Origin of the sequence: Beijerinckia mobilis (assembly GCF_000745425.1) — a bacterium.
GTDB lineage: Bacteria > Pseudomonadota > Alphaproteobacteria > Rhizobiales > Beijerinckiaceae > Beijerinckia > Beijerinckia mobilis.
Map to the genome: position 1 here is coordinate 11,668 of NZ_JQJH01000019.1, position 22,574 is coordinate 34,241.

20 protein-coding genes are annotated in these 22,574 nt (G+C 56.1%); 11 read left to right on the forward strand and 9 right to left on the reverse strand.

The genetic code is table 11. The annotated features are described in order from the left end of the window. The first annotated feature begins 111 nt into the window (after nt 1–111). On the forward strand, nt 112–1,446 hold the full coding sequence (gene secY, locus DL88_RS13965) for a preprotein translocase subunit SecY (RefSeq protein ID WP_034997276.1): 1,335 nt from the start codon (nt 112–114) through the stop codon (nt 1,444–1,446). Beyond that, nucleotides 1,443–2,030 carry an adenylate kinase gene (locus tag DL88_RS13970; RefSeq protein ID WP_034997197.1) on the forward strand — a complete coding sequence of 196 codons (588 nt, stop codon included), beginning with the start codon at nt 1,443–1,445 and terminating at the stop codon, nt 2,028–2,030. The genes secY and DL88_RS13970 overlap by 4 nt, the downstream gene beginning before the upstream one ends. Before the next feature lie 161 nt (nt 2,031–2,191). On the opposite strand, the gene DL88_RS13975 is transcribed toward DL88_RS13970, so the two are convergent. From DL88_RS13975 to DL88_RS13985, 3 genes are all read right to left on the reverse strand, one after another. Continuing rightward, a complete protein-coding gene (locus DL88_RS13975; RefSeq protein ID WP_034997199.1) occupies nt 2,192–2,623 on the reverse strand; it encodes a hypothetical protein in 432 nt (143 codons plus the stop codon). Between the two features lie 43 nt (nt 2,624–2,666). Then, nucleotides 2,667–3,116 carry an RrF2 family transcriptional regulator gene (locus DL88_RS13980; RefSeq protein ID WP_034997201.1) on the reverse strand — a complete coding sequence of 150 codons (450 nt, stop codon included), beginning with the start codon at nt 3,114–3,116 and terminating at the stop codon, nt 2,667–2,669. Between the two features lie 255 nt (nt 3,117–3,371). Further along, nucleotides 3,372–3,848, reverse strand: a complete 477-nt coding sequence (locus DL88_RS13985; RefSeq protein ID WP_034997203.1) for a hypothetical protein — start codon at nt 3,846–3,848, stop codon at nt 3,372–3,374. A 535-nt stretch (nt 3,849–4,383) separates the two neighbouring features. Between DL88_RS13985 and rplM the strand changes: the two genes are divergently transcribed. The 3 genes from rplM to argC all read left to right on the forward strand — a co-directional run bounded on the left by rplM (nt 4,384) and on the right by argC (nt 6,323). Further along, a complete protein-coding gene (gene rplM / locus DL88_RS13990) occupies nt 4,384–4,854 on the forward strand; it encodes a 50S ribosomal protein L13 (protein ID WP_034997278.1) in 471 nt (156 codons plus the stop codon). Nucleotides 4,855–4,856: 2 nt separating this feature from the next. Then, a complete protein-coding gene (gene rpsI / locus DL88_RS13995) occupies nt 4,857–5,336 on the forward strand; it encodes a 30S ribosomal protein S9 (protein ID WP_034997205.1) in 480 nt (159 codons plus the stop codon). 66 nt (nt 5,337–5,402) lie between these two features. After that, nucleotides 5,403–6,323 (forward strand): N-acetyl-gamma-glutamyl-phosphate reductase, encoded by a 921-nt coding sequence (gene argC, locus DL88_RS14000; protein ID WP_034997207.1) that lies wholly within the window; start codon nt 5,403–5,405, stop codon nt 6,321–6,323. Between the two features lie 254 nt (nt 6,324–6,577). On the opposite strand, the gene DL88_RS20385 is transcribed toward argC, so the two are convergent. Beyond that, a complete protein-coding gene (locus tag DL88_RS20385; RefSeq protein WP_156971112.1) occupies nt 6,578–6,934 on the reverse strand; it encodes a hypothetical protein in 357 nt (118 codons plus the stop codon). A gap of 209 nt (nt 6,935–7,143) precedes the next feature. Here DL88_RS20385 and DL88_RS14005 point away from each other — a divergent pair, with 209 nt between their 5' ends. Beyond that, nucleotides 7,144–8,790, forward strand: a complete 1,647-nt coding sequence (locus DL88_RS14005; RefSeq protein WP_034997210.1) for a flavin-containing monooxygenase — start codon at nt 7,144–7,146, stop codon at nt 8,788–8,790. Nucleotides 8,791–8,878: 88 nt separating this feature from the next. Next, nucleotides 8,879–10,072, forward strand: coding sequence for a methyl acetate hydrolase AcmB (acmB, locus tag DL88_RS14010; RefSeq protein WP_034997212.1), 1,194 nt, complete (start codon nt 8,879–8,881; stop codon nt 10,070–10,072). Nucleotides 10,073–10,253: 181 nt separating this feature from the next. On the opposite strand, the gene DL88_RS14015 is transcribed toward acmB, so the two are convergent. Both DL88_RS14015 and DL88_RS14020 read right to left on the reverse strand, forming a co-directional pair. Continuing rightward, nucleotides 10,254–12,299: a sigma-54-dependent Fis family transcriptional regulator gene (locus DL88_RS14015; protein WP_051955985.1), complete on the reverse strand. Its 2,046-nt coding sequence runs from the start codon at nt 12,297–12,299 to the stop codon at nt 10,254–10,256. Between the two features lie 239 nt (nt 12,300–12,538). Next, nucleotides 12,539–14,782, reverse strand: a complete 2,244-nt coding sequence (locus DL88_RS14020) for a PHA/PHB synthase family protein (RefSeq protein WP_034997214.1) — start codon at nt 14,780–14,782, stop codon at nt 12,539–12,541. 139 nt (nt 14,783–14,921) lie between these two features. On the opposite strand from DL88_RS14020, the gene DL88_RS14025 reads away from it, so the two are divergent. Continuing rightward, on the forward strand, nt 14,922–15,383 hold the full coding sequence (locus DL88_RS14025) for a hypothetical protein (RefSeq protein WP_034997216.1): 462 nt from the start codon (nt 14,922–14,924) through the stop codon (nt 15,381–15,383). Nucleotides 15,384–16,281: 898 nt separating this feature from the next. Further along, entirely contained in the window at nt 16,282–17,460 is a 1,179-nt protein-coding gene (locus tag DL88_RS14030; RefSeq protein WP_034997218.1) for a phosphoribosylamine--glycine ligase, read from the forward strand. A 278-nt stretch (nt 17,461–17,738) separates the two neighbouring features. Here the strand turns inward: DL88_RS14030 and DL88_RS14035 are convergent, their stop codons facing one another. The 3 genes from DL88_RS14035 to DL88_RS14045 form a co-directional block, all read right to left on the reverse strand. After that, the gene (locus tag DL88_RS14035; protein ID WP_034997219.1) at nt 17,739–18,218 is read right to left on the reverse strand and encodes an SRPBCC family protein; all 480 of its coding nucleotides are present in this window, start codon (nt 18,216–18,218) and stop codon (nt 17,739–17,741) included. 245 nt (nt 18,219–18,463) lie between these two features. Beyond that, complete coding sequence (locus DL88_RS14040) at nt 18,464–18,778, reverse strand: hypothetical protein (RefSeq protein WP_034997220.1); 315 nt, start codon at nt 18,776–18,778, stop codon at nt 18,464–18,466. Between the two features lie 96 nt (nt 18,779–18,874). After that, the gene (locus tag DL88_RS14045; RefSeq protein WP_210165318.1) at nt 18,875–19,516 is read right to left on the reverse strand and encodes a cysteine hydrolase family protein; all 642 of its coding nucleotides are present in this window, start codon (nt 19,514–19,516) and stop codon (nt 18,875–18,877) included. Nucleotides 19,517–19,810: 294 nt separating this feature from the next. Between DL88_RS14045 and DL88_RS14050 the strand changes: the two genes are divergently transcribed. Together DL88_RS14050 and glpX are read left to right on the forward strand one after the other, a co-directional pair. Next, a complete protein-coding gene (locus DL88_RS14050; protein ID WP_034997222.1) occupies nt 19,811–21,112 on the forward strand; it encodes a homoserine dehydrogenase in 1,302 nt (433 codons plus the stop codon). A gap of 383 nt (nt 21,113–21,495) precedes the next feature. After that, nucleotides 21,496–22,488 (forward strand): class II fructose-bisphosphatase, encoded by a 993-nt coding sequence (glpX, locus tag DL88_RS14055; RefSeq protein ID WP_034997224.1) that lies wholly within the window; start codon nt 21,496–21,498, stop codon nt 22,486–22,488. Nucleotides 22,489–22,574: the final 86 nt, after the last annotated feature.

The window sequence follows — 22,574 nt, forward strand, 5'->3', positions numbered from 1 at the left end:
TCACCCTGAAGGCTTCCAGATTTTGCCTCTGGTCTTTGACGTCTCTGGACAACAGTTCACGGTATGATCGCGAATCTGAAGGATCGCTTTCATGCAAAAGCGGAGCTATCGATGGTCTCGGCGGCCGAACAACTTGCATCCAACGTCAATTGGGGGGCCTTTTCAAAAGCCACCGAACTAAAACAACGAATCTGGTTCACGCTGGGAGCGTTGATCATCTACCGGCTGGGGACCTATATCCCGCTGCCGGGGATCGATCCTGCGGCTTTTGAAGCGAATTTCACGGGTAACCGGCAAGGCGTTCTGGAGCTCTTCAACATGTTCGCCGGCGGTGCCGTGCAGCGCATGGCGATCTTCGCTCTGAACATTATGCCTTATATTTCGGCCTCGATTATCATCCAATTGCTTACCTCGGTCATCCCCTCGCTCGAAACGCTCAAGAAAGAGGGTGAGGCGGGCCGAAAGGTGATGAACCAATATACGCGCTATTTGACGGTCGTTCTCGCCGCCTTTCAGGCTTATGGCATTGCGGTCGGGCTCGAAAGTCAGGCTGGCGTTGTGACTGATCCGGGATTCTTCTTCCGCATCACGACAGTTCTGACTTTGATGGGCGGCACATTGTTCCTGATGTGGCTTGGTGAGCAGATTACGTCCCGTGGAATTGGTAATGGTTCATCGCTGATCATTTTTGCGGGTATTGTCGCCGCTTTCCCCTCGGCCATCGTCAATACGCTGGAACTTGGCCGGCAGGGCGCGATTTCGACTGGGGTAATCATTGCCGTGCTGGTCATGTCGATCAGTGTCATTGCCTTCATTGTTTTCATGGAAAGAGCGCAACGACGGGTTCTGATCACCTATCCAAAGCGCCAGCAAGGCAATCGTATCTATGAAGGACAGACGTCCTTTCTGCCGCTGAAGTTGAACACCTCGGGTGTGATTCCGCCGATCTTCGCTTCGTCGCTCCTTCTTCTTCCGACGACGATCGCCAATTTTTCACAAAATCAGAACGGGACGGGCATTATAGCGACCATTTCGGCCTATCTGGGCCATGGGCGGCCGCTCTATATGGCGGCCTATGTGGCGCTCATTATTTTCTTCGCCTTTTTTTATACAGCGATCGTTTTCAATCCGGTTGAAACAGCGGATAATCTAAAAAAGCATGGCGGGTTCATTCCCGGCATTCGGCCTGGAGAACGAACAGCGCAATATATCGACACGATTCTCATGCGCATTACGGTGCTCGGAGCGGCTTATTTGGCAGTGATCTGTCTTCTGCCTGAAGTTTTGATCTCTTATGCTGCCTTGCCCTTCTATTTCGGAGGAACATCGCTTTTGATCGTCGTTAGTGTGACCATGGATACGGTGGCGCAAATCCACGGCCATCTTCAGGCTCACCAGTATGAGAGCTTGATCAAGAAATCGAAATTGCGGGGGAAACGTAGATGAGATTGATTCTTCTTGGGCCGCCCGGCGCCGGAAAAGGCACGCAATCCGCACGCCTTCGGGAAAAATACAATATCCCGCAATTGGCGACAGGCGACATGCTGCGCGCTGCCGTCAAGGCAGGAACGCCCGTCGGGCTGAAGGCCAAAGCGATCATGGATGCAGGCGGTCTCGTCTCTGACGATATCGTGGTCGGAATCGTTGCCGATCGCATCGAGGAGGCTGATGCACACAATGGTTTCATCCTCGACGGGTTTCCGCGAACCGTGAAACAGGCGGAAGCTTTGACCGAGATGCTACACCAGAAGCAAATGGATCTTGATGCGGTCATAGAGCTTGTGGTTGATGAAAACGCCTTGCTCTCGCGGATCGAGAAACGCGCGCAGGAAACCATTGCCGCGGGTGGGACGGTGCGTGCGGACGATAATCCAGAGACATTCAAGAACCGCCTAGAGACCTATCGCGCTCAGACCGCGCCGGTATCCTCCTATTATCGCGGTGTGGAAGTTCTCAAGACTGTTGATGGAATGGCCGAGATTGACGACGTCACGGCGGCGATTGAGAACATTCTGCAGGTCAAGGTTTAGGGCTGCGGTCAAATGCGGTCATCGCGGCTTGAAGGAGTCGCGATGGTCCAGAGTTATTGCCGCAGACCATCCCCTTCCAGAAGGCGCTCACATTATTGATGAATGTTTTTGGAGAGGCTCGGTTTCAATCGAGGCTCGTGCGGAACATCCTTCGGGTTGCTTTACCCTACCGCACGGTTCAGGTAGCGGCACGCCAGGACGAGGACTGCCAGGTTCGCGACCATACAGCATCCGGTGATCACCAGGTTCGAGAGCAGATTGTCCCCGCCCAGTAACGAGAGGGCTGGGATCGACCATGGCATCGATAATAGGGTGGCAAATAAAGCGGAAAGCGGGTCTGGATCCATCCCGAATGCGCCAACGGCATTCAGGGGAATGAGAGCAAGCGAGGCGATACAGACAAGAAAATAGACGATGACGATCAGCCTGCAGATGCTCAAGGGTTTATTTGCCTCGCAAATCAAACTGGCGCATTGCGGCCGTTCCGCCAGCGTGGAATTTTTCTGTATGCAGAAACTCACGCCGAAAATCACTTTTCCGGTAATTGTTTTACCTTGGATCCACTCGACGGCTTGTCGGGTGCGGAGAGCCAATTGGCGTTACCTCCGCTTCCACCGACAATCAGGGTGATTGTTTTTAAATATAATACATGAGATTCGCGTCATCCATCTCGCCAAGGGCGCGCATTTCGGCAAGGCTCCGGTTGTCGAGCACAGTTGCCAGGGCATTGCGCGCCTCCAGCATGAGGAGCCGCACTGTGCATCGCTTCTCGTCGATACAATCATCGCACCGGCGGTAGGAAGAGTGGCTCGCGCATTGGATCGGTGCAAGGGGGCCATCCAGGACGCGTATGATGTGACCGACCATGATCTCGTGCGCTGGACGGGCAAGCGTATAACCGCCTCCCTTGCCCTTGCGGGAATTCACGAAACCCGCATTGCGCAGCTCCCCGAGAATCGTATCGAGAAATTTCTTTGGAATATCGTTGGCGACGGCAATATCGGTGACGAGTGTCGCTTCCCCCGGTGTACGGCCAGCAAGATGCACCATGGCCTTGAGACCGTATTTTCCTTTTTTTGTGAGCATCCGAACTCCAATCGGCACGTCTCGCCATGATTTACCACGTGGCAAGGGCTTTCAATCCTTGTCCAGGATAAACCTTCGCGAAGGATCGCGCAGAGACGTATTGGTAATCAACCGATAGAGTTCGGAAATGAAATTGTCCATGATTTTCGTAGAGTGTTGCTCTCCATCGATTGGAAAGGCTGGTCTTTCAGCCCTCTTGTTCAGAGCCGTGCGCTCTTGTTCATGGACGTCTTGTGTTAAGGCTGCGTCCGAAACTCAGTGCAATGTTTGCCGCGGCGAGGGTGTTTCCACGGCCGCGGATTGAGCATTTCCGAGAGTAAGTCCGCAGGATTGCAGGCATCGTGCTGTCGATCGGCTTGCCCGAACGAGTTCGTCGACCCGATGCGTTCCAAGTAGTTCGGAAGCAGCAAGAGTTTCAATGAATTCCTCTCCGTGCTGAGAAGCACGAATCAGCGCAAGCATCAGACTTTCATCATGGCAGGGGCATCTGCAGGGTTGCGGATGCCACGCGAGTTCACGCGCGGCCTGGTCACGGACCAGCCGTGTAAAAACGTGAAGATCGGTGAAGAGGCTTTTGGCTTGCTCCGGGTTGAGTGCGCGACTCAGAATGTCCCAGGCGCGATCCCAATAGCAAACCTTGCGTGTGGCATGTCCTGTCATCCAGTAGCGATATTGGACAAGAAGGAGATTTTCCGCGGAGACGTTTGCAGAAACGCTTTTTTGCGATGCCATGGTCTTTCCTCTCATCTTCGAACCAGATGATTTTCCGCATGATGTGGAGTGTTTGACTAGGGGGTACTCGAAAGTTGATCTGTTTTATTTATTCTAATTATTATTGATTTTTGTGTCTAATTTTATGTATGTCTGTGGCTTATTATGAAAAAATAAGGTGCGCAAGATCTATGTTATATAACAATTCTAATTCTATACTATGTATGTCATATTGATAAGCTTGGGTTGCTATAGCGTGATTGCGATGGAGGCATGGATGGAAGGGTGCTGCAAAGGGGAGGATGGCGCTCACAAGGGCCTTTAGTGCCTTTTCGGCCAGCAATGAGCAGGATACCTCCACATGACAGGGAAAAGGCAATAAATATGCGGTAAAATAATACCGTATTACTTAAATTATTGATTTTTATTGTATTGTTTATGAATTGGCGGCTTGACCTGATCGCGGTGCTTTTATAGAAGCAGCATGAGGGAACGCTTGGGCTATCGAGCCAGCGAGCGGACCTATTTCCAGGTTTCCGGCAGGACGCATATTTTCATGTTTGGAAAAACTTATTCGGCCAAGGCGGCTGATATCGAGAAGAAATGGATCGTGATCGATGCCACGGGCCTTGTGGTCGGACGGCTCGCTTCGATCGTCGCCTTGAGGCTGCGCGGCAAGCATAAGCCGACTTTCACGCCGCATATGGATGATGGCGACAACATCATCGTCATCAATGCCGAGAAGGTGGTGCTGACGGGCCGCAAGCGCGACCAGAAAGTCTATCATTATCACACCGGTTATCCGGGTGGTATCAAGGAGCGGTCCGCGAAATTCATCCTCGACGGACGTTTTCCCGAGCGTGTCGTCGAAAAGGCGGTGGAGCGCATGCTTCCGCGCGGTCCGCTAGGCCGCAAGCAGCTCGGTAATCTGCGGGTCTATAAGGGCACGACCCATCCGCACGAGGCGCAGCAGCCAGAAGTCCTCGATATCGCCAAGCTCAATTCCAAGAATGCCAGGACCGTCTGACCATGGCCGAGACACTTTCTTCGCTTCAGGACCTGAAGGCCGCCACCGCCGTTCCGACGGAAGAAGCGCCTGTCTATTCGCAAAAGCTCGATGCTTTCGGCCGGGCCTATGCCACCGGTAAACGTAAGGATGCCGTCGCCAGAGTCTGGATCAAGCCCGGTTCCGGCAAAGTCACTGTCAATGGCCGCCCGCTCGAAGTTTATTTCGCGCGTCCGGTTCTGCGCATGATACTCCAGCAACCGCTCGGTGTCGCCAAGCGCGTCGACCAATATGACCTGATGATCACTGTGGCCGGCGGCGGTCTCTCCGGACAGGCCGGTGCCGTGCGTCATGGTCTTGCAAAGGCTTTGGTCAATTATGAGCCGGAACTCCGTTCCGCACTCAAGAAGGAAGGTTTTCTCACGCGCGATTCGCGTACAGTCGAGCGTAAGAAATACGGCAAGAAGAAAGCTCGCCGCAGCTTCCAGTTCTCGAAACGCTGATCAGCGTCTTCCGGAATCTCTCAAAGGCGGCTCACGGGCCGCCTTTTTCATTTCAGGATTGATCTCATGCCGGCACGAATCTTTATCGATGGGGAAGCGGGAACCACGGGCCTTGGCATCAAGGAGCGACTTGCCGGGCGTGCCGATGTGGAGCTCGTCAGCCTTCCTGCGGGGGACCGCAAAACCGCTGAGGCAAAACAGACCGTCTACAAGGGTGTGGATCTCGTCATTCTTTGCCTGCCGGATGATGCCGCGAAGGAAGCAGTCGTTCTGGCCGGCGCCCTGGGCGATGCTGCGCCGCGCCTTCTCGACGCCTCGACGGCGCATCGCACGGCGCCCGGCTGGACCTATGGTTTTCCCGAATTGACTAAGGGTCAGGCCGAGGCGATCGCAAAGGCTCCGCGCGTCGGCAATCCCGGCTGTTATGCGACAGGTGCGATTGCCCTTTTACGGCCGCTGACAGAGGCGGGGCTTTTGCCCTCTACCGCTTCGGTCTCCATCCACGCGGTTTCCGGATATTCAGGCGGGGGCAAGACGATGATCGCCGCCTATGAGGCCGGCACGGCGCCGGCATTCGAGGCCTATGCCCTTGGGCTCGGCCATAAACATGTGCCCGAAATCATGGCCTATGGGCAATTGCAGAATCGTCCGATCTTCACCCCTTCCGTCGGCAATTTTCGTCAGGGAATGTTGGTCTTCATTCCGTTGTTCCTCGATTCCCTGCCGCAAAAGCCGGGCAGGAAGGATCTGGCTGCTGTGCTGCAGGCCCATTATGCGGGAAGCCGGCATGTGCATACGCGGATGGAGGAAGCCCCGGAGAGGCTGGAACCCCAGGCGCTCAATGATACCAATGAACTCGAGCTTTTTGTCTGCGGGCCGGAAGAAGGCCGTCAGGTGGTGCTTGCCGCCCGCCTGGACAATCTCGGTAAGGGTGCGTCGGGAGCGGCCTTGCAGAATACCGAATTGATGCTCGGGCTCTGTTCCTGAAACGAACTGAGACTTTGCAATCACCTTTGTTGGATGCGGGAAACCGCATCCTGTTCTTGAAGCGAGTGGCCGCCATCGCCCACTTATCTTGGGGAAACGCGTGGAGGCTCGCGACGGGCGTTTCCCAAATATGGGAACCAACGGAACCCGTGTGCTGCCATGGAACCAAACCTTGGCGCACTTATCTCTACAGGCGCCAAGAACGTCAGATTTGCAGACCGCATTCCAGGAAAAGGCCGATGCTCAAGCAGGTCTCATGGTGCTTGACTGCGAATGATGACCGGCTCACCTGATTGCATTGGCACAATCGGCAGTGACGTCCTAACGCCGAGAGCCTTTTTCGATAACATTGAATCGCGAGGCGATTCAATGACCATGAAATGTGCTGAGTTTTTGTCAGTGGAGCGTTTCTGGATATATCTGGAACGCCCTAGATAAAGCCAATTATCAGTCACTTCTTCCTCGCCGGCAACAACCGTTTGTGTCTCCATAGGGAGTCCAGCGCCCACATCATGGCGCGTATTATGCCAAACGATGATGCCGTCTCTTAAGCCTCGCCGATAAACCCGTTCACCCGTTCGAAGTTCGGACTTGTATGGACGGATGGCCATCCGGAATCCGGACGGATGTATGCAGCTCCGCTTTTGTTGTATTTCTATAAATCAATAAAAAACAATATCTTGTGAAAAATGTGATGGTGTCCTGACGCCTGGCATACTCCCTGCGCTAGTGGATAAGGCGGGTGTTCGAAATTGGACGGACATACGCCATCGGTCAGAAATCCGGGCCGAACTATAAACGCATGACCAGGAGAGGAAACATGGTTGAATCGGCGGTGATGGAAAAACCAACGAAAGGTTCCAGCACAATCTTGAAACTTGATGCGGCTGTCATCGGCGCGGGAGTGGCGGGTCTCTATCAACTGTACCGTCTGCGTAAACAGGGGTTGACGGTCAAGGCGTTCGATACAGCCTCGAATGTTGGTGGAACCTGGTACTGGAACCGTTATCCTGGCGCACGCTTCGATTCCGAAGCCTATATCTATCAATATTTCTTCTCCGAGGAGATCTACAAGGGTTGGAGCTGGAGCGAGCGCTTTCCCGCCCAGCCGGAAATCGAGCGCTGGATGAATTACGTCGCCGACCGTTGCGACCTGCGGAAAGATATCGAATTCAGCACGACCATCAAAAGTGCGCATTACAATGACGACACGGGCCGCTGGACCCTTGAAACCGACACTGGCCTGACGATCGATACGCAATTTTTGATCGCCTGCTGTGGCATGCTTTCGGCACCGCTCACTTCTAGCTTTCAGGGGCAGGATTCCTTCAAGGGAAAGATCTTCCACACGGCGCGCTGGCCGAAGGACAATATCGATCTTTCCGGAAAGCGGGTCGGGGTCATCGGCAACGGCGCGACAGGTATTCAGGTCATCCAGACGATTGCCGACAAGGTCGGGCATCTGAAAGTGTTTGTCCGCACCCCGCAATATGTCATCGCGATGCAGAATCCGAAGTATAATGATAATGATGTTGCGGCCTACAAGGCGCGGTTTGATGAGCTCAAGAAGACCTTGCCGCATACGTTCAGCGGGTTCGAATATGATTTCGTTGAGGACTCCTGGAAAGATCTCACGCCGGAAAAACGCCAGGAGATCCTCGAGGCCCTTTGGAACGATGGCTCGCTGAAACTCTGGCTCGCATCCTTCTCCGAACTCTTCTTCGATCCTGCCGTCAACGAAGTCGTCTCGGAATTCGTGCGTGGAAAAATGCGCGAGCGGTTGAAGGATCCGGCCTTATGCGACTTGTTGATCCCGACCGATTACGGCTTCGGCACGCATCGCGTGCCCTTGGAAACCAATTATCTTGAGGCTTATTTGCGGCCGAATGTGGAACTCGTCAGCGTCAAAAACAATCCGATTGAATGCATCACACCCGAGGGGATCAAGACGGCCGATGGTACCGTCCACGAACTCGATGTTATCATTCTGGCGACTGGCTTTGACGCTGGAACGGGTGCTCTGACCCGCATCGACATACGTGGCCGCGATGGACGCTCTCTCAAGGAGGATTGGGGCAACGATATCCGCACCAATATGGGATTGCAGGTGCATGGTTATCCCAACCTGTTTACGACCGGAGCACCGCTCGCGCCATCGGCTGCTCTCTGCAATATGACGACCTGTCTGCAACAGCAGGTGGACTGGATCAGCGACTGCATCCAATATTTGCGCGATAATAACCTTAATGTCATAGAAACGACAAAAGAAGCGGAAGATGCCTGGGTGGAGCATCATGATGCCATCGCCAATCAGACGCTCGTAACAAAGACGAATTCGTGGTATATGGGTTCGAACGTCAGCGGCAAGCCACGCCGGCTGTTGTCCTACATCGGCGGCGTTGGGGCCTACCGGCAGAAATGCGATGAGGCGACTGCAGACGCTTACAGTGGTTTCGACAAACGCTGATGATAGTGTTGATGCGATCATCAGGTAGACCGTTATAAAATGCCGCGCGGCGAAGACCGCGCGGCTTTCAAAATATGAAAAGGGAGAAATGCTCATGGATTTCAAGGCATCGGCTGACGCTATTCTCGATCATGCCGTGACGGCGGAACCACGCGTCCCTGGCGTCGTCGCGATGGTGACCGATCGTCATCACACTATCTATGAAGGTGCGGCCGGCAAGCGCCGGCTTGATCAAACCGACGATATGACGACGGATAGCGTCTTCGCTATCTTCTCGACGACCAAGGCGATCACGGCGACCGCCGCCCTGCAGCTCGTCGAAGATGGCAAGCTCGATCTCGACGCGCCCGCAAAAACATATGCTCCCGATATCGGCAAATTACAGGTGATCGAAGGGTTCGACGATAAGGGCGAGCCGGTTCTGCGGGCTCCCAAGCGCGACATCACCACGCGCATGCTGCTGCTTCATACCGGCGGCTTCGGCTATGATTTCTTCAACGAGACCTATAAGCGTCTTGCCACGGAGAAGGATCAGCCGAGCGTCGTGAGTGCAACAAAGGCAGCCCTTATGACGCCTCTGCTCTTTGATCCTGGCGATCAGTGGGAATATGGCACCAATCTCGACTGGTGCGGGCAGGTCGTCGAGGGCATCACCGGCAAACGGCTGGGGGAAGTGTTCGATGAGCGCATTTTCAAGCCGCTCGGCATGGAGGATTCCGGTTTCGAACTCAATGATGCGATGCGTCAAAGGCTAGCCGGTATGCATATGCGTGGGAGCGACGGGAGCCTGACGCCGACGGATTTCGAACATCCGGCGCCGCCCGAAGTCCATATGGGCGGTCATGGTCTCTATAGTACTGTTGGGGATTACATGCGTTTCATCCGCATGTGGCTCAATGACGGTGCTGGTGAATTCGGCCGTGTATTGAAACCCGAAACCGTGCAGATGGCTGAAAAGAATCATCTGGGTGACAAGAAGATCAGCGGTTTCACCGGTGTCATTCCGGCCCTTTCCAATGATGCCGAATTCTTTCCCGGCATGTCGAAATCCTGGGCCTTCAGTTTCATGATCAATGACGAGGAAGCGCCGACGGGGCGGCCCGCGGGTGCCCTTGGGTGGGCGGGCCTTGCGAATCTGTTTTACTGGATCGATCGCAAGAACGGTTTTGGCGGTTTTTGGGCGACACAAATCCTGCCGTTTGGCGATCCGGCTTCATTTACCGCCTATCTCCAGTTTGAAAGCGCGTTTTATGCAGCTCTCAAGCAAAGCGTCGCCGCATGATGGGAATGGCTGGGAGCCTATATTAAGGGTGACAGGCATACTTGTATAAGATCACAATGAGTATCACGCATTGTGATTTGGTCCAGTGATTGTGCAGCAGTTGTTTCCTGCTGGATCTCACTGATCCCGACAGGTTGGGATCAGTGAGACTTCGCATGAGACCTTCAGACTCAAGAAACCATCAGGCTCCAGAAATCCGCATATCCTCTACGACCGTCTTGAGCTGGAAACGGTTCAGTTTCACGTAAAGTGTGCTTTTGGCAATTCCGAGTTCGCGCGCGACAGCGGCCAGATTGCCTTTATGTTCACGAAGCATACGGACAATCGCTTCGCGCTCCGCCGCCTCGATGGGTGTCAATCCCGAGGGAGAGACAAGGGCTGTGACTGTATCCGCCGGTTCAGCCATGAGCGGTGAGGACACAGACAAGGCGAAAAAATCAGGTGGCAGATCGGCTGTCGTCAGTGTCTCACCCGTGGTCGTGAGCAGCATTCCTTCGATGACATTGCGTAATTCCCGGACATTTCCCGGCCATTCATGACGAAGCAAAAGATCGACGACATCATTCGAGAGACGACGGGGCGTCAGGCCATAATGATGTGTGAATAGCGTCATGAAATGATCGACGAGAAGCGGAATATCCTCGGCGCGGTCACGCAAGGCCGGAATTGAGATGCTGACGACCGAGAGCCGGTAATAGAGATCCAGGCGGAAACGTCCGGCTTGTGCCTCCATCCGGAGGTCACGATTGGTCGCTGCGACCAGCCGGAAATTGACTTTTCTCGGCCGTGTTTCCCCGATGCGGCAGACTTCCCGCTCTTCGAGAACGCGCAGAAAAAGCGGTTGCAGGTCGAGTGGCAGTTCGCCGATCTCGTCGAGAAACAGCGTGCCGCCATTGGCGGCCTCGATCTTTCCCATCATGCCGCCGCGGCGGGCACCGGTGAAGGACCCTTCCGCGTAGCCAAACAATTCGCTGGTTAGCAAATCACGAGAAAGACCACCGCAATTGAGCGCCACGAAGGGTCCGTTTTTGACGGATGAAGCTTCGTGCAGCCCATGCGCGAAGACCTCTTTGCCAACACCTGTTTCTCCCAGCAGGAGCACAGGGACAGGGCTTGGCGCAATCTGCCGGGCGCGGCCAGCGGCTTGCAGCAGTGCCGGAGATGTGCCGATGAGCTTGGGTAAAATCGGGCTCTCGGCCTTACGCAGATGCGATGCCGTGGCTGGTTGTATCGCTGAAGACCGCGAGGCCGAGGGTTTATGCGGGCTGGGTATCGTTAAAATCGCACCGAGACGCTCGCCGTCGGCACTGAGCGGTGTGAGCCATTCCCGCTTGAGCCATGGCGGCAGCTGATCGGGGAGATCCTTGCCCCATTTCCAATCAAGCGTCAGCGAGAAGAGATCGTTACCGGCCGAGGCGTGAGAAAGGCTAAGGTCCGGTATCATCGCCGGAACACGGGCATTGGCTTTGATGGCGCGGCCATGGCGATCGAAGACGATGACGCCGTCCGCCGAACTCGATGACAGGCGGTCCATGCAATGTTCGAGGAGACGATAACGAATATCCATCTCCATCTGCGCGATACGAGCTTCGATACGGCCAGCCGTCGCCACGACGAGCGCAAGGCTATGGCGGCTATAGGATTGGCTGAGGCCGGAGACGTCGATCACGCCGAGAATGGTGCCGTTGCAGGGATTTCTGATGACGCTGGCGGAGCAGGACCAACGCTTGATCCCGGAGCAATAATGTTCATTGGAATGAATCTGGACTGGCTCGCCGATCTCGATCGCCGTGCCAATCGCGTTGGTGCCGCAAGTGAATTCGCTCCAATTGGCCCCCGGCATGAGGTGAACATTCTCCGTTGCCCCACGCAGCGACCTGTCGCCCTCCAGGCTAAGCACGGTGCCTTTCGCATTGGTCAGCACCATCACGGTTGAGGTTTCGCACAGAAAATCGCGCGCGGAGGCCATAACGGGGACGCTGGCCTCGACGAGTTCGGCGCATTCGTCGCGCAAGGCATGCAGGGCATCGTGCTGGATCGGCGGCGGGGCTTGCTCTCGCCGGTGGTCGATATCCGCGCTCTGGCAGCGCCGCCAGGATTGATCGACCAGATCCCGCAATGCCGGAGTTGCGGAGACGTCTCCGCTCATGAAGCGTTCCCAGGATGCCAAGATATCGGCATCCTTTTCAGGCGCGGAGAAACTCTGTCTCGCCGCAGTTCCTCTCATGCAATCCTCCCTTGCAGAGGGCCATGGCCCTCTCCCATCTGCCGCCCACGAGGCTCTTTGGCCTCTTCAATGTCCGGGCGACCAGATTGATAGCAAAATTTCCGCAAAAACAGCTAGTGGTATATCTCGCGGCAACAGCCTATCAACCACTATGCCCATGGCTCGGAGAATCGCCAGCCATGAGCCTCAGTGCCGTTGGCGGGCTCCCACTTCGGGAACCCCGCGGACAGAGATCTGCCTTAGGAGCGGACCTTGACATATTCCCCTGGTGCGTCCCCGAGCGCAGCCAGGCCTCCTTCGCCGGGAATGCGCGGCGCCACCATTTCGGAATTTTGCGAAAGCAGCCAATCGAGCCAGTCCGGCCACCAGCTTCCGGGATGTTCTTCCGCATTGGCGAACCATGCGTCGAAATTGCCTTCCGGACGCGGCCCGGTCCAATATTGATATTTCGGCTTGCCTGGCGGGTTGACCACGCCGGCGATATGACCAGAGCCCGCCACGACGAAACGGATATCGCCGCCGAAAAATTTGGCGCCGAGGAAAACCGAGCGGGCAGGGGCTATGTGATCTTCGCGTGTGGAAAGGTGATAGATCGGGATCTTAATGCGGGCGAGATTGAGTGGATGTCCGTCGAATACGATTTCGCCCTTGGTCAAACGATTGTTGAGATAGAGCTCCCGCAGATAGAACAGATAATTGGCGGCGCCCATTCGGGTCGGATCCGAATTCCAGGCGAGAAGGTCGAAAGGTTTCGGGGCCTGACCCTTCAGATAATTATTGATGACATAGGACCAGATGAGATCGGTCGGGCGCAGGCTGTTGAAGGCATGCGCCATCTTGTCGGCTTCGAGATAGCCGTTGAGCGCCAGTTTCTGTTCGAGCATCTGGATTTGCTCGGGATCGACCAAAAGCCGCAGATCGCCGGCTTCGCTGAAATCGGTCTGTGTCGTGAAAAAGGCGGCGCTATCGATACGATTGTCGTTTGTTGCCGCCATATAGGCGAGCGTCATGGAGAGCAGCGTCCCGCCGATACAATAGCCGATTGCCGCGACATGCTCCTCTCCGCAGGCCTGCTTGATGGCATCGAGGGCCGCGAAAATTCCACGGTGCATATAGGCTTCAAAGCCCAAATTGCGGTGCCGCTCGTCCGGATTGACCCAGGAGACCATAAAGACCGTGAGGCCCTGCGACACCGCCCAGCGGACGAAGCTTTTCTCCGAATTAAGATCGAGAATGTAGAATTTATTGATCCAGGGCGGGATGATCAGCAGCGGGCGCTTGTAGACTTCCTCCGTGGAGGGAGAATATTGGATCAGTTCGATAAGCTCGTTCCGGTAAACGACTTTGCCGGGTGTCGTCGCTATATTCACGCCGAGCGTGAATTTCGACATATCGGTCTGGCTGATCTTCAGCTTGCCTTTGCCGGCTTCGAGATCCTGCGTGAAGAAATTGATACCCCGCAGGAGATTCTCGCCGCTTGACGCCAGCGTCTCGCGCAAGAGTTCCGGATTGGTGGCGAGAAAGTTCGAAGGCGCGAGAGCGCTGTTGATCTGGCGTATGTAATATTTCGCCTTGTCCTTGGCGAATTGATCGACGCCCTCGGCGCGATCGATGAGATCGTCCAGCCATTCCGAGACGATTGCATGAAGCTGGCGCAGAAAGTCGAAGAAGGGGCTCTCGCGCCATTCCGGAGCCGAGAACCTCTTGTCCGCCGGATTGACCGGGATGATCGGATCTTTCGCTTCCCCGGCGAAACGGAACAGGGTCTGCGTCCAGAGCATGAGCAATGGGGTCAGAAGCTTCGTTTGCGCTTCGAGCCTGCGGGAGGGATCCTTCAGCCAATGTTCGGCGATCCGTCCGAGGCTGCGCACGGCATTGCCGATCTCATTGGAGATTTCGTTGCGAATCTCCTCCTGCTCCATCGGTTTGAAATAGGTGGAGAGAACCTTACTCCCCTGTTCGGCGAGTTTGGCGAGATTCCGCGATAGCCGGTCGAAATCCGGGGCAGGGGCTTTCTCTCCATTGGCCTTATCGGAGGATGCGGCTCTTTGCTGGACGAATGTTTTCAGCGCGGCATTTTGAGCCCAAGTCCGGGCCATGGCTTCGAGGCCTGGCAGCGCAACCGAAACGTTCGGCGGGAATTTGGTCGGAATCGCCAGGGGAAGCGAGAGAGGCAGGGAAAGCGAGCCGGGATAAGGGCTGGCGGCAGGCCCCGTCGGCCCATTCGGCGCCGGAGCCTTTGTGCTTTGTGCCGGCGTTTCGCTGCCGTCGGTTCGCGGTGGCAAGCTCTGAGATAGAAGGGCCGGCGCCGGGTTGGAAGAGGAGGCGCCGCCATCGTGTCCGGCCTGCCCCGTAAGGTCCCCATAAGGCGTCGCGGCGGCCGAGAGGGACCGGGCACCGATCAATGTCGTGCGTGGAAATTCCAGATTCTTCCTGCGTTGCCGGGCGGTAACGCTGGAACGACGGCGAGTTTTCCTGCCCATAAATGTTGTCCTGATTTCTTGGCTGTCCTGACGATGCCCCACGCCTTATATTGCCAGGGGTTGTTGCGGCCTTTCCGATTGGATCCATTGGACCTATATCGGTGGCGAAGGTCAATTCTCATCGGCGGTTATCAAGCTAATGACAGAGGTGGGATTTTTGCGTGTCGGTTTCCAGCGTAAGCTGTGGAAACAGGGTGTTTCCAGGTTCGCTTTGCTAGGGGCTGTGCTGTTGGTGGCGGTCGCGGGCATGGGCGCGAAAGCGGAACCGGCGAATCCTGTCGGCGATTCGCCTCTCGACACGCTGATGAAGACCAAGCTGCACCCTGACGTTCCGGAGGCCAAGGACTTCGTCCGAAACCATCGGCCCGATCCCGAAAGCCTCGAATACATTCCCCTCGATGCAAAATCGCCGAAGCGTCCGCGAATCAAAAATGCCGACGAGCTCAAGGCATTGGAAGCGGACCTCGACCGTGCGGCAGCGCGTAACCGGGCGCGAGCGGGCGTGAGACAGACACCAAGCGTGTCGAATGCCGCAGGAAAGCCGCAAGGACGGGCCAAAAAAGAGGCCCAAGGGAAAACGAAGACATCCCGATCCAAATAGGGAGCTGACAAATCCGACATCCAGCATGATGGATGTGATGCTCTCGGATGGGCGGATGGCGATGCAATGATGCGGTCGCTGACTGACACATGATTAACGTGCGCGAAATTGTGCGATTCACTGATTTCCGGCCAGGCGTCGTGGCGAAATCGGAACGAATTATGCTTTTTCGTCACGTAATCGTCATTCTTCCCAAGCTTGGGGAATACCGGCTTTGATCTGTGCGAAACGGGTCATCGGGAAATTTCAGAGACTGCCAAGATCGTTCGTGAGAATCGTCTCGAATATGCGTTGGTCCATGGATGGAATTTTTGCCACTTATCCAGCCCCGCGCGATTCAAGGGCTTGAGCAGGCTTGATGCTCTGACTTTTTCAGGCGGAGCCGTTCGGAAACATCCGAACATGCTCTCGATGCGCTTCCAGCATGTGGGGGCCGGCTGCGGCATTGGGAACGGTCCCCAGGGCAAAACATTTCGATCTGGGGCTGAATCGAAAAAGCGGTCCATTTCTGGAATTATTCTTGAACGGGCCTAGTATTATTGATGCCAGATGCGATGGGAATGTTTTATATCGAGACGCGATGAACGCCCTCACAATCCGAACCTTTACTCAACCTTTGAGGCGGAGTGAGGATCGCTCCCGTGTCCACTCTGGCTGCGGTTCAGAGTTTCCGCCTTTTTCAAAGGCATATCGGGAAGTTCGGATGCGTTCCGGCAGTACCAGCAATGGTTTCGGCTGGCGAAAGTTTCCGCAAGCGGGCGGGGCATCTCATGAGACTTGCTCATCGCATTAGCTCATGGGAGTTGCTCTTAGGGCTTGGTATTTGTGACGTACAAACGTGTGTCTGCCGGTATTGTTTACCGGGTGACTGGCGGTTGATGGCCTTTGTGAGGACTAGATGCGTGTTTTGGTGATCGGAGATGGCGCGAGCGAACATGCCCTGTGCTGGAAGCTTGTGGAATCTCCTCTGGTTGATGAACTTGCCTGCGCTCCAGGCGGAGCCGGTGTCGCCAATCTTGCGGAATGTGTCCCGATTTCCATGACCGCGCGCGATACGATCCTCACCCATTGCGATGATAACGAGGTCGAATTCGTGATCGTCGATTCGCTTGCAGCGATCGGCATCGGCCTCGTCGACATGCTCAATCGTAACGGTTATCCATCCTTCGGCCCGGATCTCGGCGGCTACAAGCTCGAGGCGTCGAAACTTTACGCAAAGGAATTCTGCAAACGCAATAATATCCCCACGGCGAAATGGGCGGTTTATAAGGATGCAGCTTCGGCCAAGGCCGCTCTTGCGGAGACCGCTCTGCCGGTTGTCATCAAAAGCGACAGAAGGATCGATGGAGCAAAGGTCAATATTTGCCAGATGAAGGAAGAGGCTGAAAAGGCAATCGACGCCCGTTTTGTCGGCGCCGATGAAGATGATGCCTATGTCATCCTCGAAGAATTTCTGACCGGCCCGGAAATGACCTATGGGTGTATTACCGATGGCAATGTCGTCCTCCCGCTGACCACGACGACTCCGCAATGGAGCGGCGAGGACGTACCGCAAATCCAGGGCGTGCTTTCCCCGGCCCCTTGGGCGACTCCGGAGCTCGAAAGCGAACTCGTCGATCTGTTTCTTCTGCCTACCGTCCAGCAGATGAAGGAAGAGCGCCATCAATTTCGCGGCTATTTGCAGATCAATATCAAATTGACCGAGGATGGCCCGAAGCTCCTGGACTACAAGACCCATTTCTCCGATCCGGAATGGCAAGTGATCATGCTGCGCATGAAGGGGGATCTGATGCCGGCCCTGGTCTCGTCCTATGACGAGATGCTTTATCGCTTCAATCCGTTTCGCTGGCATGAGGAATCGGCGATGGCGGTTGTCGTCCGTACCGACGGGCAGCGTGATCCCGAGCAGGTTTGCGCGGCGGTCGATGCCGCGGAGGAGCCGGATGGGGATATCGTCGTGTTCCAGTCCTATCAGGACCGGGAATTGGGGATTACCGCGACCGGCAAGGATCTCGATGACATTCGTAAAAGGCTGATGGCAGCGACAGAACGTTTGAACCACGTCATGAGCTTTTAGTAACGCGACCGACAATCAATGATCTGAGTTTGATAATCCGAACCTCATTGAACCCAAGGGGGAATGGGGTTGCGGGGTTGGGTTGAGAATAGCGGTCCCTTGCCGGGCTTCGTGGCGGAGTGAATTGCTGCGTGTCTCTTTCATTGTGTCAGGCCGCAGCAATGACGTCGTCATTGACTGCCGGTTATGCATGGGATGTCCCGATCGTCTCAAGAAAATGGCGGCCCAAAGGGCCGCCATTTTCTTTTCTCAGGAACCAAACTGAAGGTGCAACAAGATCAGCTGCCGGTTGCCCATTCCTCGACGAAGTCTGGCATCATCTTGTTCAAAGTACGCAAAATGCTGGCCGAACCTTTGCTCATCGCTTCGAAACAACCGTCGGCTTCTTCCGCAGTGTCGAAACCATCATGTTCGAAAACGACATGGGTGGTTCCATCGGCATTCGGCGTCAGCGTCCAGGTGGCGATCGTGTCGATGAAATGACCGAAGCCCTTGAGTTCCTCGTGGCCACCCTTCCAGGTGTAGGAAATCTTTTGATTGTCCTCCACATCGAGAACCTGGCACGAAAATTCGCCGTCCCAGCGCTCGATCGGCCGGCTGCGGAAGGTGAATTTATGTCCGAATTCGGGTTTTAGGTCGTTCTTCATGAACCAAAGAGCGATATATTCCGAATCGGTGATCGCGCGCCACACTTGCTCGACGGGGTAGGGAACATCCGTCTCCGCCACAATCTTACGTGTCGGCTTATCCTCCGCCATAGTCCACTCCTCGCTATCGGACCCAGCCAGTCTACACCGCCAACGCCTCATTCAAGCGGCGTCCTTGGTTTGCCCTTCATATGACCCCGGCGATTTCGATGTCGTTGAATCGACTGAACTCGACCGAAACTTTGCCGGGGACGAATTGCCTGATTTTCCAGCGTGCTGGCCCATGAAAACCCCATCCTGATTGAGGCAGTATCCATGCCAGTCAGGAGAGGAAATGCTGAAAATCGCAGCGGGGATCAGAGCGAGACGTAGATGAATTTATCCTTTTTTAACGTCGGATAATTCTCACGCAGGGCTTTCGCCAGCTTTCCGACGAGATCCTTGTCGCCTGCGGCGCCCGGCCCGACGAAATCCGTTCCCTGCATCCAGGTTTCGAAATAGCCGTGCAATGTCTCGTCATAATCCGCGCCGGTCGGATTGGCGGTTTTGTCCTGCAGGGTGGCGATCCCGTCGGCGCTGATTTCCAGCCGCCAGTCGCGATCGTCATTGACGGAGGCAATCAGCTTGGCGAGATCGGCGTCGGTCCAATCTCCCTTGAGGTCTAGCTGCATGTTTTCAATCCTTGAAACCGCCTTGCGGCGTCGTTGACGTTGTCAATTAAGAACGCACACCTGTTGCAATGCAATGACTTCGCCAGCCGGGAATGCTTAAGCGGCGGCGCTCGCAAGGTGCTCTCCGGCCGTGCCGGCGCGCAATTCGCTCAAAAATTCATCTGCGCTCGCTGGCAGCGAGAACATCGGATAATTCTTCTCAACGGTGAAATTTTGCTCTTCGAGGCTGAGCGTTGCCGTGCAGTCTTTCAATGTCACCACGCGATAGCCTTTTTCATAAGCCGTTCGGGCGGTCGCTTCGACACAGCAATTGGTCAGAAACCCCGCGAGGGCGATATTGGTGATGCCGCGGCTGCGCAGGATGAAGTCGAGATTGGTGCTGGCGAAGCCGCACAGTCCGCGTTTGCCTTCGATGAGGAGATCCTGCGGCTGCGGTTTCAGACAATCGACGATTTCCGCGCCCCAGCTTCCCTTGCGGAAGGACCGCGTATCGACGACGCCTTTCAAGATGCCATAGGGCGTGGCGGTGAGCTCTTGATAATCATCCGTGAAGGTGATCGGCAGGAAAGCCACCTGCACGCCCAAGGCGCGCGCCGCCTCGACCAGGCGGATGGTATTCTCCAGCATGCCGGTGGCTTGCATCACGGTCTTTACGCCCGCATGCAGGCTGCCGCCTTCCGAGGTGAAATCATTCTGGAATTCGATCAGAACGAGAGCGGTCGATTTCGGGTCCATCATTCTTGATCCTTGTATCGTTGATCCTGGTGATAATCAGTGCACGCCGAGCGAAAGTGCCTGTTTGAGAGCGCGGCGGCAATGTTTCTCCGCAGCGGCAATGGGTATTCCGTTCCGGAGGTTGCGTTTTCTTGATCATGGCTTGAAAATAGGGCAAAAGTCGCCCGCCGGTCTTGCGCTGGCGGCAGGCGCGGATCCACCGCAAGCCTGTCGGCGCGGGGTTCTGCGCCAATAGCCCCCTCCACCGTGAAGGCCTGGCGCTTTCACGGGGTCATTGAGTATCGGAATCATACTCCCATGCAGCGACCCCTGCGTGTCGGCATTGCGGGTCTCGGGACCGTCGGCACTTCCGTGATAAAACTTCTCGACCGACAGGCCGAGGCTCTGGCGAATCGAACCGGCCGCGAGCTGGTGGTGACTGCGGTCAGCGCCCGCACCAGGGCGAAGGAAAGGGGTATCGACCTTTCCCGTTTCACTTGGTTCGATGATCCGCTGGAGCTCGCGCGTTCCGACTCGATCGATGTTTTTGTGGAATTGATCGGTGGGGCCGAGGGCGCCGCGCTTGCCACGGTGGAACAGGCACTTGCAGCAAGCAAATCAGTGGTGACGGCCAATAAGGCTTTGTTGGCGCGCCACGGCATGCGGCTCGCCGCTCTGGCCGAGGAGAAAAATCTCGCGCTTGCTTTCGAGGCTTCCGTCGCTGGCGGCATCCCCATCGTCAAAACCCTGCGGGAAGGCCTTGCCGGCAATTCGATCGAGCGCGTCTATGGCATTTTGAATGGCACCTGCAATTACATCCTCAGCCGGATGGAACTGGAGGGGCTATCCTTTGAAACCTGTCTGAGCGAGGCGCAGAAGCTCGGCTATGCCGAGGCCGATCCCACCTTCGACATCGGCGGTTTCGACACGGCCCACAAGCTCGCGATTCTCGCGACGCTTGCCTTTGGAACGGCGATCGACCCGGAGAGTGTCAGTGTCGAGGGGATCGAATCGATCAGCCTGGATGATCTGCGGGCGGCGGAAGAACTTGGCTATCGGGTCAAGCTGCTCGGCGTCACCCAGCGTTCGGCGGAAGGAATCGAACAAAGGGTGCATCCGAGCATGGTGCCCAAAACCTCGGCCATTGCCCAGATCATGGGTGTGACCAACGCGGTCACGATCGACGCCGATGCCGTGCACGAATTGACTCTTGCGGGACCTGGGGCCGGCGGGGAGGCGACTGCTTCGGCTATTGTCGCCGATATTGCCGATATTGCGCGGGGTGTCCGTTCGGCGCCGTTTGGCCTTCCTGTGGCGAGTCTCGCCAATCCGCCGCGTCCGCCGCTGCGGCTGCATCAGGGCGGCTATTATATCCGCCTTTCCGTACAGGATCGGCCTGGCGCCGTGGCAGCGATTGCCAAGCGCATGGCGGAACGCGAGATTTCTCTGGAAAGCATCGTACAGCGCCAGCGGCCCGGCATGCAGCCAAGTGGTGCGGTGCCGGTTATTCTCGTCACCTATGCCACCCATGAACAAACGGTGCGTGAGGTGCTTGAGGCGGTCATCAAGGATGGATTTCTCGCCGACAAGCCGCAACTGATCCGCATCGAGAGAGAATGAAAGGCCCTTCTCGCATTCGACAGCCTGCGAATCATCCCTCATGTCGGGGCGCTCCAAACACCTTTCTTCGAGAGCGCAAGCCCGACGCATTCCCTAAAACGCCTGTAACCAACAGGGAATGTCTGACGAGACTTTATTGTTAAGCTGAAAATACTCTAATATAATTCTTCGAATGGATCATTCGGCAGCCGTATCCTTCTCGAATTTTCCATTTTTCCCGCCTATACGCTCAATCCAATCAGAGAATCGCCCGCCAATCCGGTTCATTTTGCGTTTCTCTATATGACGGTTGAACCACAGAGCTGAACAAGGGTTCACCGTCGCCGCCCCGATGCAGGCGGTCGCGCCGCTTCCCGTTTTCGCTTTACCCACGAGGACCCTTAATGCCTGATCTCCTCATCAAGAGCCCGGACATCAGCGATCGCATTTTTTCGCTCGAATTCGCGCGTGTCACGGAACGGGCGGCGGTGGCTGCCGCGCGCCTGCGCGGACGTGGCGACGAGAAGGCCGCCGACAAGGCCGCCGTGGACGCCATGCGCAAGGAGCTGAATCGCCTGCCTATCGATGGCCGTATCGTCATCGGTGAAGGTGAGCGCGATGAAGCGCCGATGCTTTATATCGGCGAGGAAGTGGGCCTGAAGGGCGGACCGAAGATCGATATTGCCGTCGATCCGCTGGAAGGCACGACGCTTTGCGCCAAGGACATGCCGGGTTCGATCGCGGTTCTGTCCATGGCGCCGACCGGCACGCTGCTCAATGCGGCGGATGTCTATATGCAGAAAATCGCGATCGGTCCGGGCTATCCGGAAGGCGTGGTCGACCTCGACGCGAGCGCCACCGACAATATCCATGCTCTCGCCAAGGCGAAGGGTGTCAAGCCGAGCGAGATTTCGGTAATGATCATGGACCGCGAGCGGCACAAGGATCTGATCGCCGAATGCCGCAAGGTCGGTGTCGCCATCCGTCTGATCACCGATGGTGACGTGGTCGGCGTCATCCATACGACCGAGCCGGAGCAAACCGGGATCGATCTCTATCTCGGCATCGGCGGCGCGCCGGAAGGCGTCCTCGCGGCGGGCGCGCTGCGCTGCGTCGGCGGCCAGATGCAGGGACGGCTGATCTTCGACACGCCAGCCAAGATCGAACGTGCACACAAGATGGGGATCGCCGATCCGAACCGGAAATATAAGCTCAACGAGCTGGCGTCTGGCGATACGATTGTCTGCGCGACGGGCGTGACGGACGGTGCCCTGCTGCGCGGAGTCCGGTTCGAAAAGAACATCATTCGGACCGAGACGATCATTTTCCGCTCGGCTACCGGTACGGTCAGAAAAATTCAGGCCGAACATCGCAAGCTGGATAAATTTGACGATTGATATCGCAAGGCGATGAACCTGGATCATCGCCTTTTCGCCCCCTGACTGCAGGGCGATGGTTTGCGCCGAACAAGAAGGATCACAGC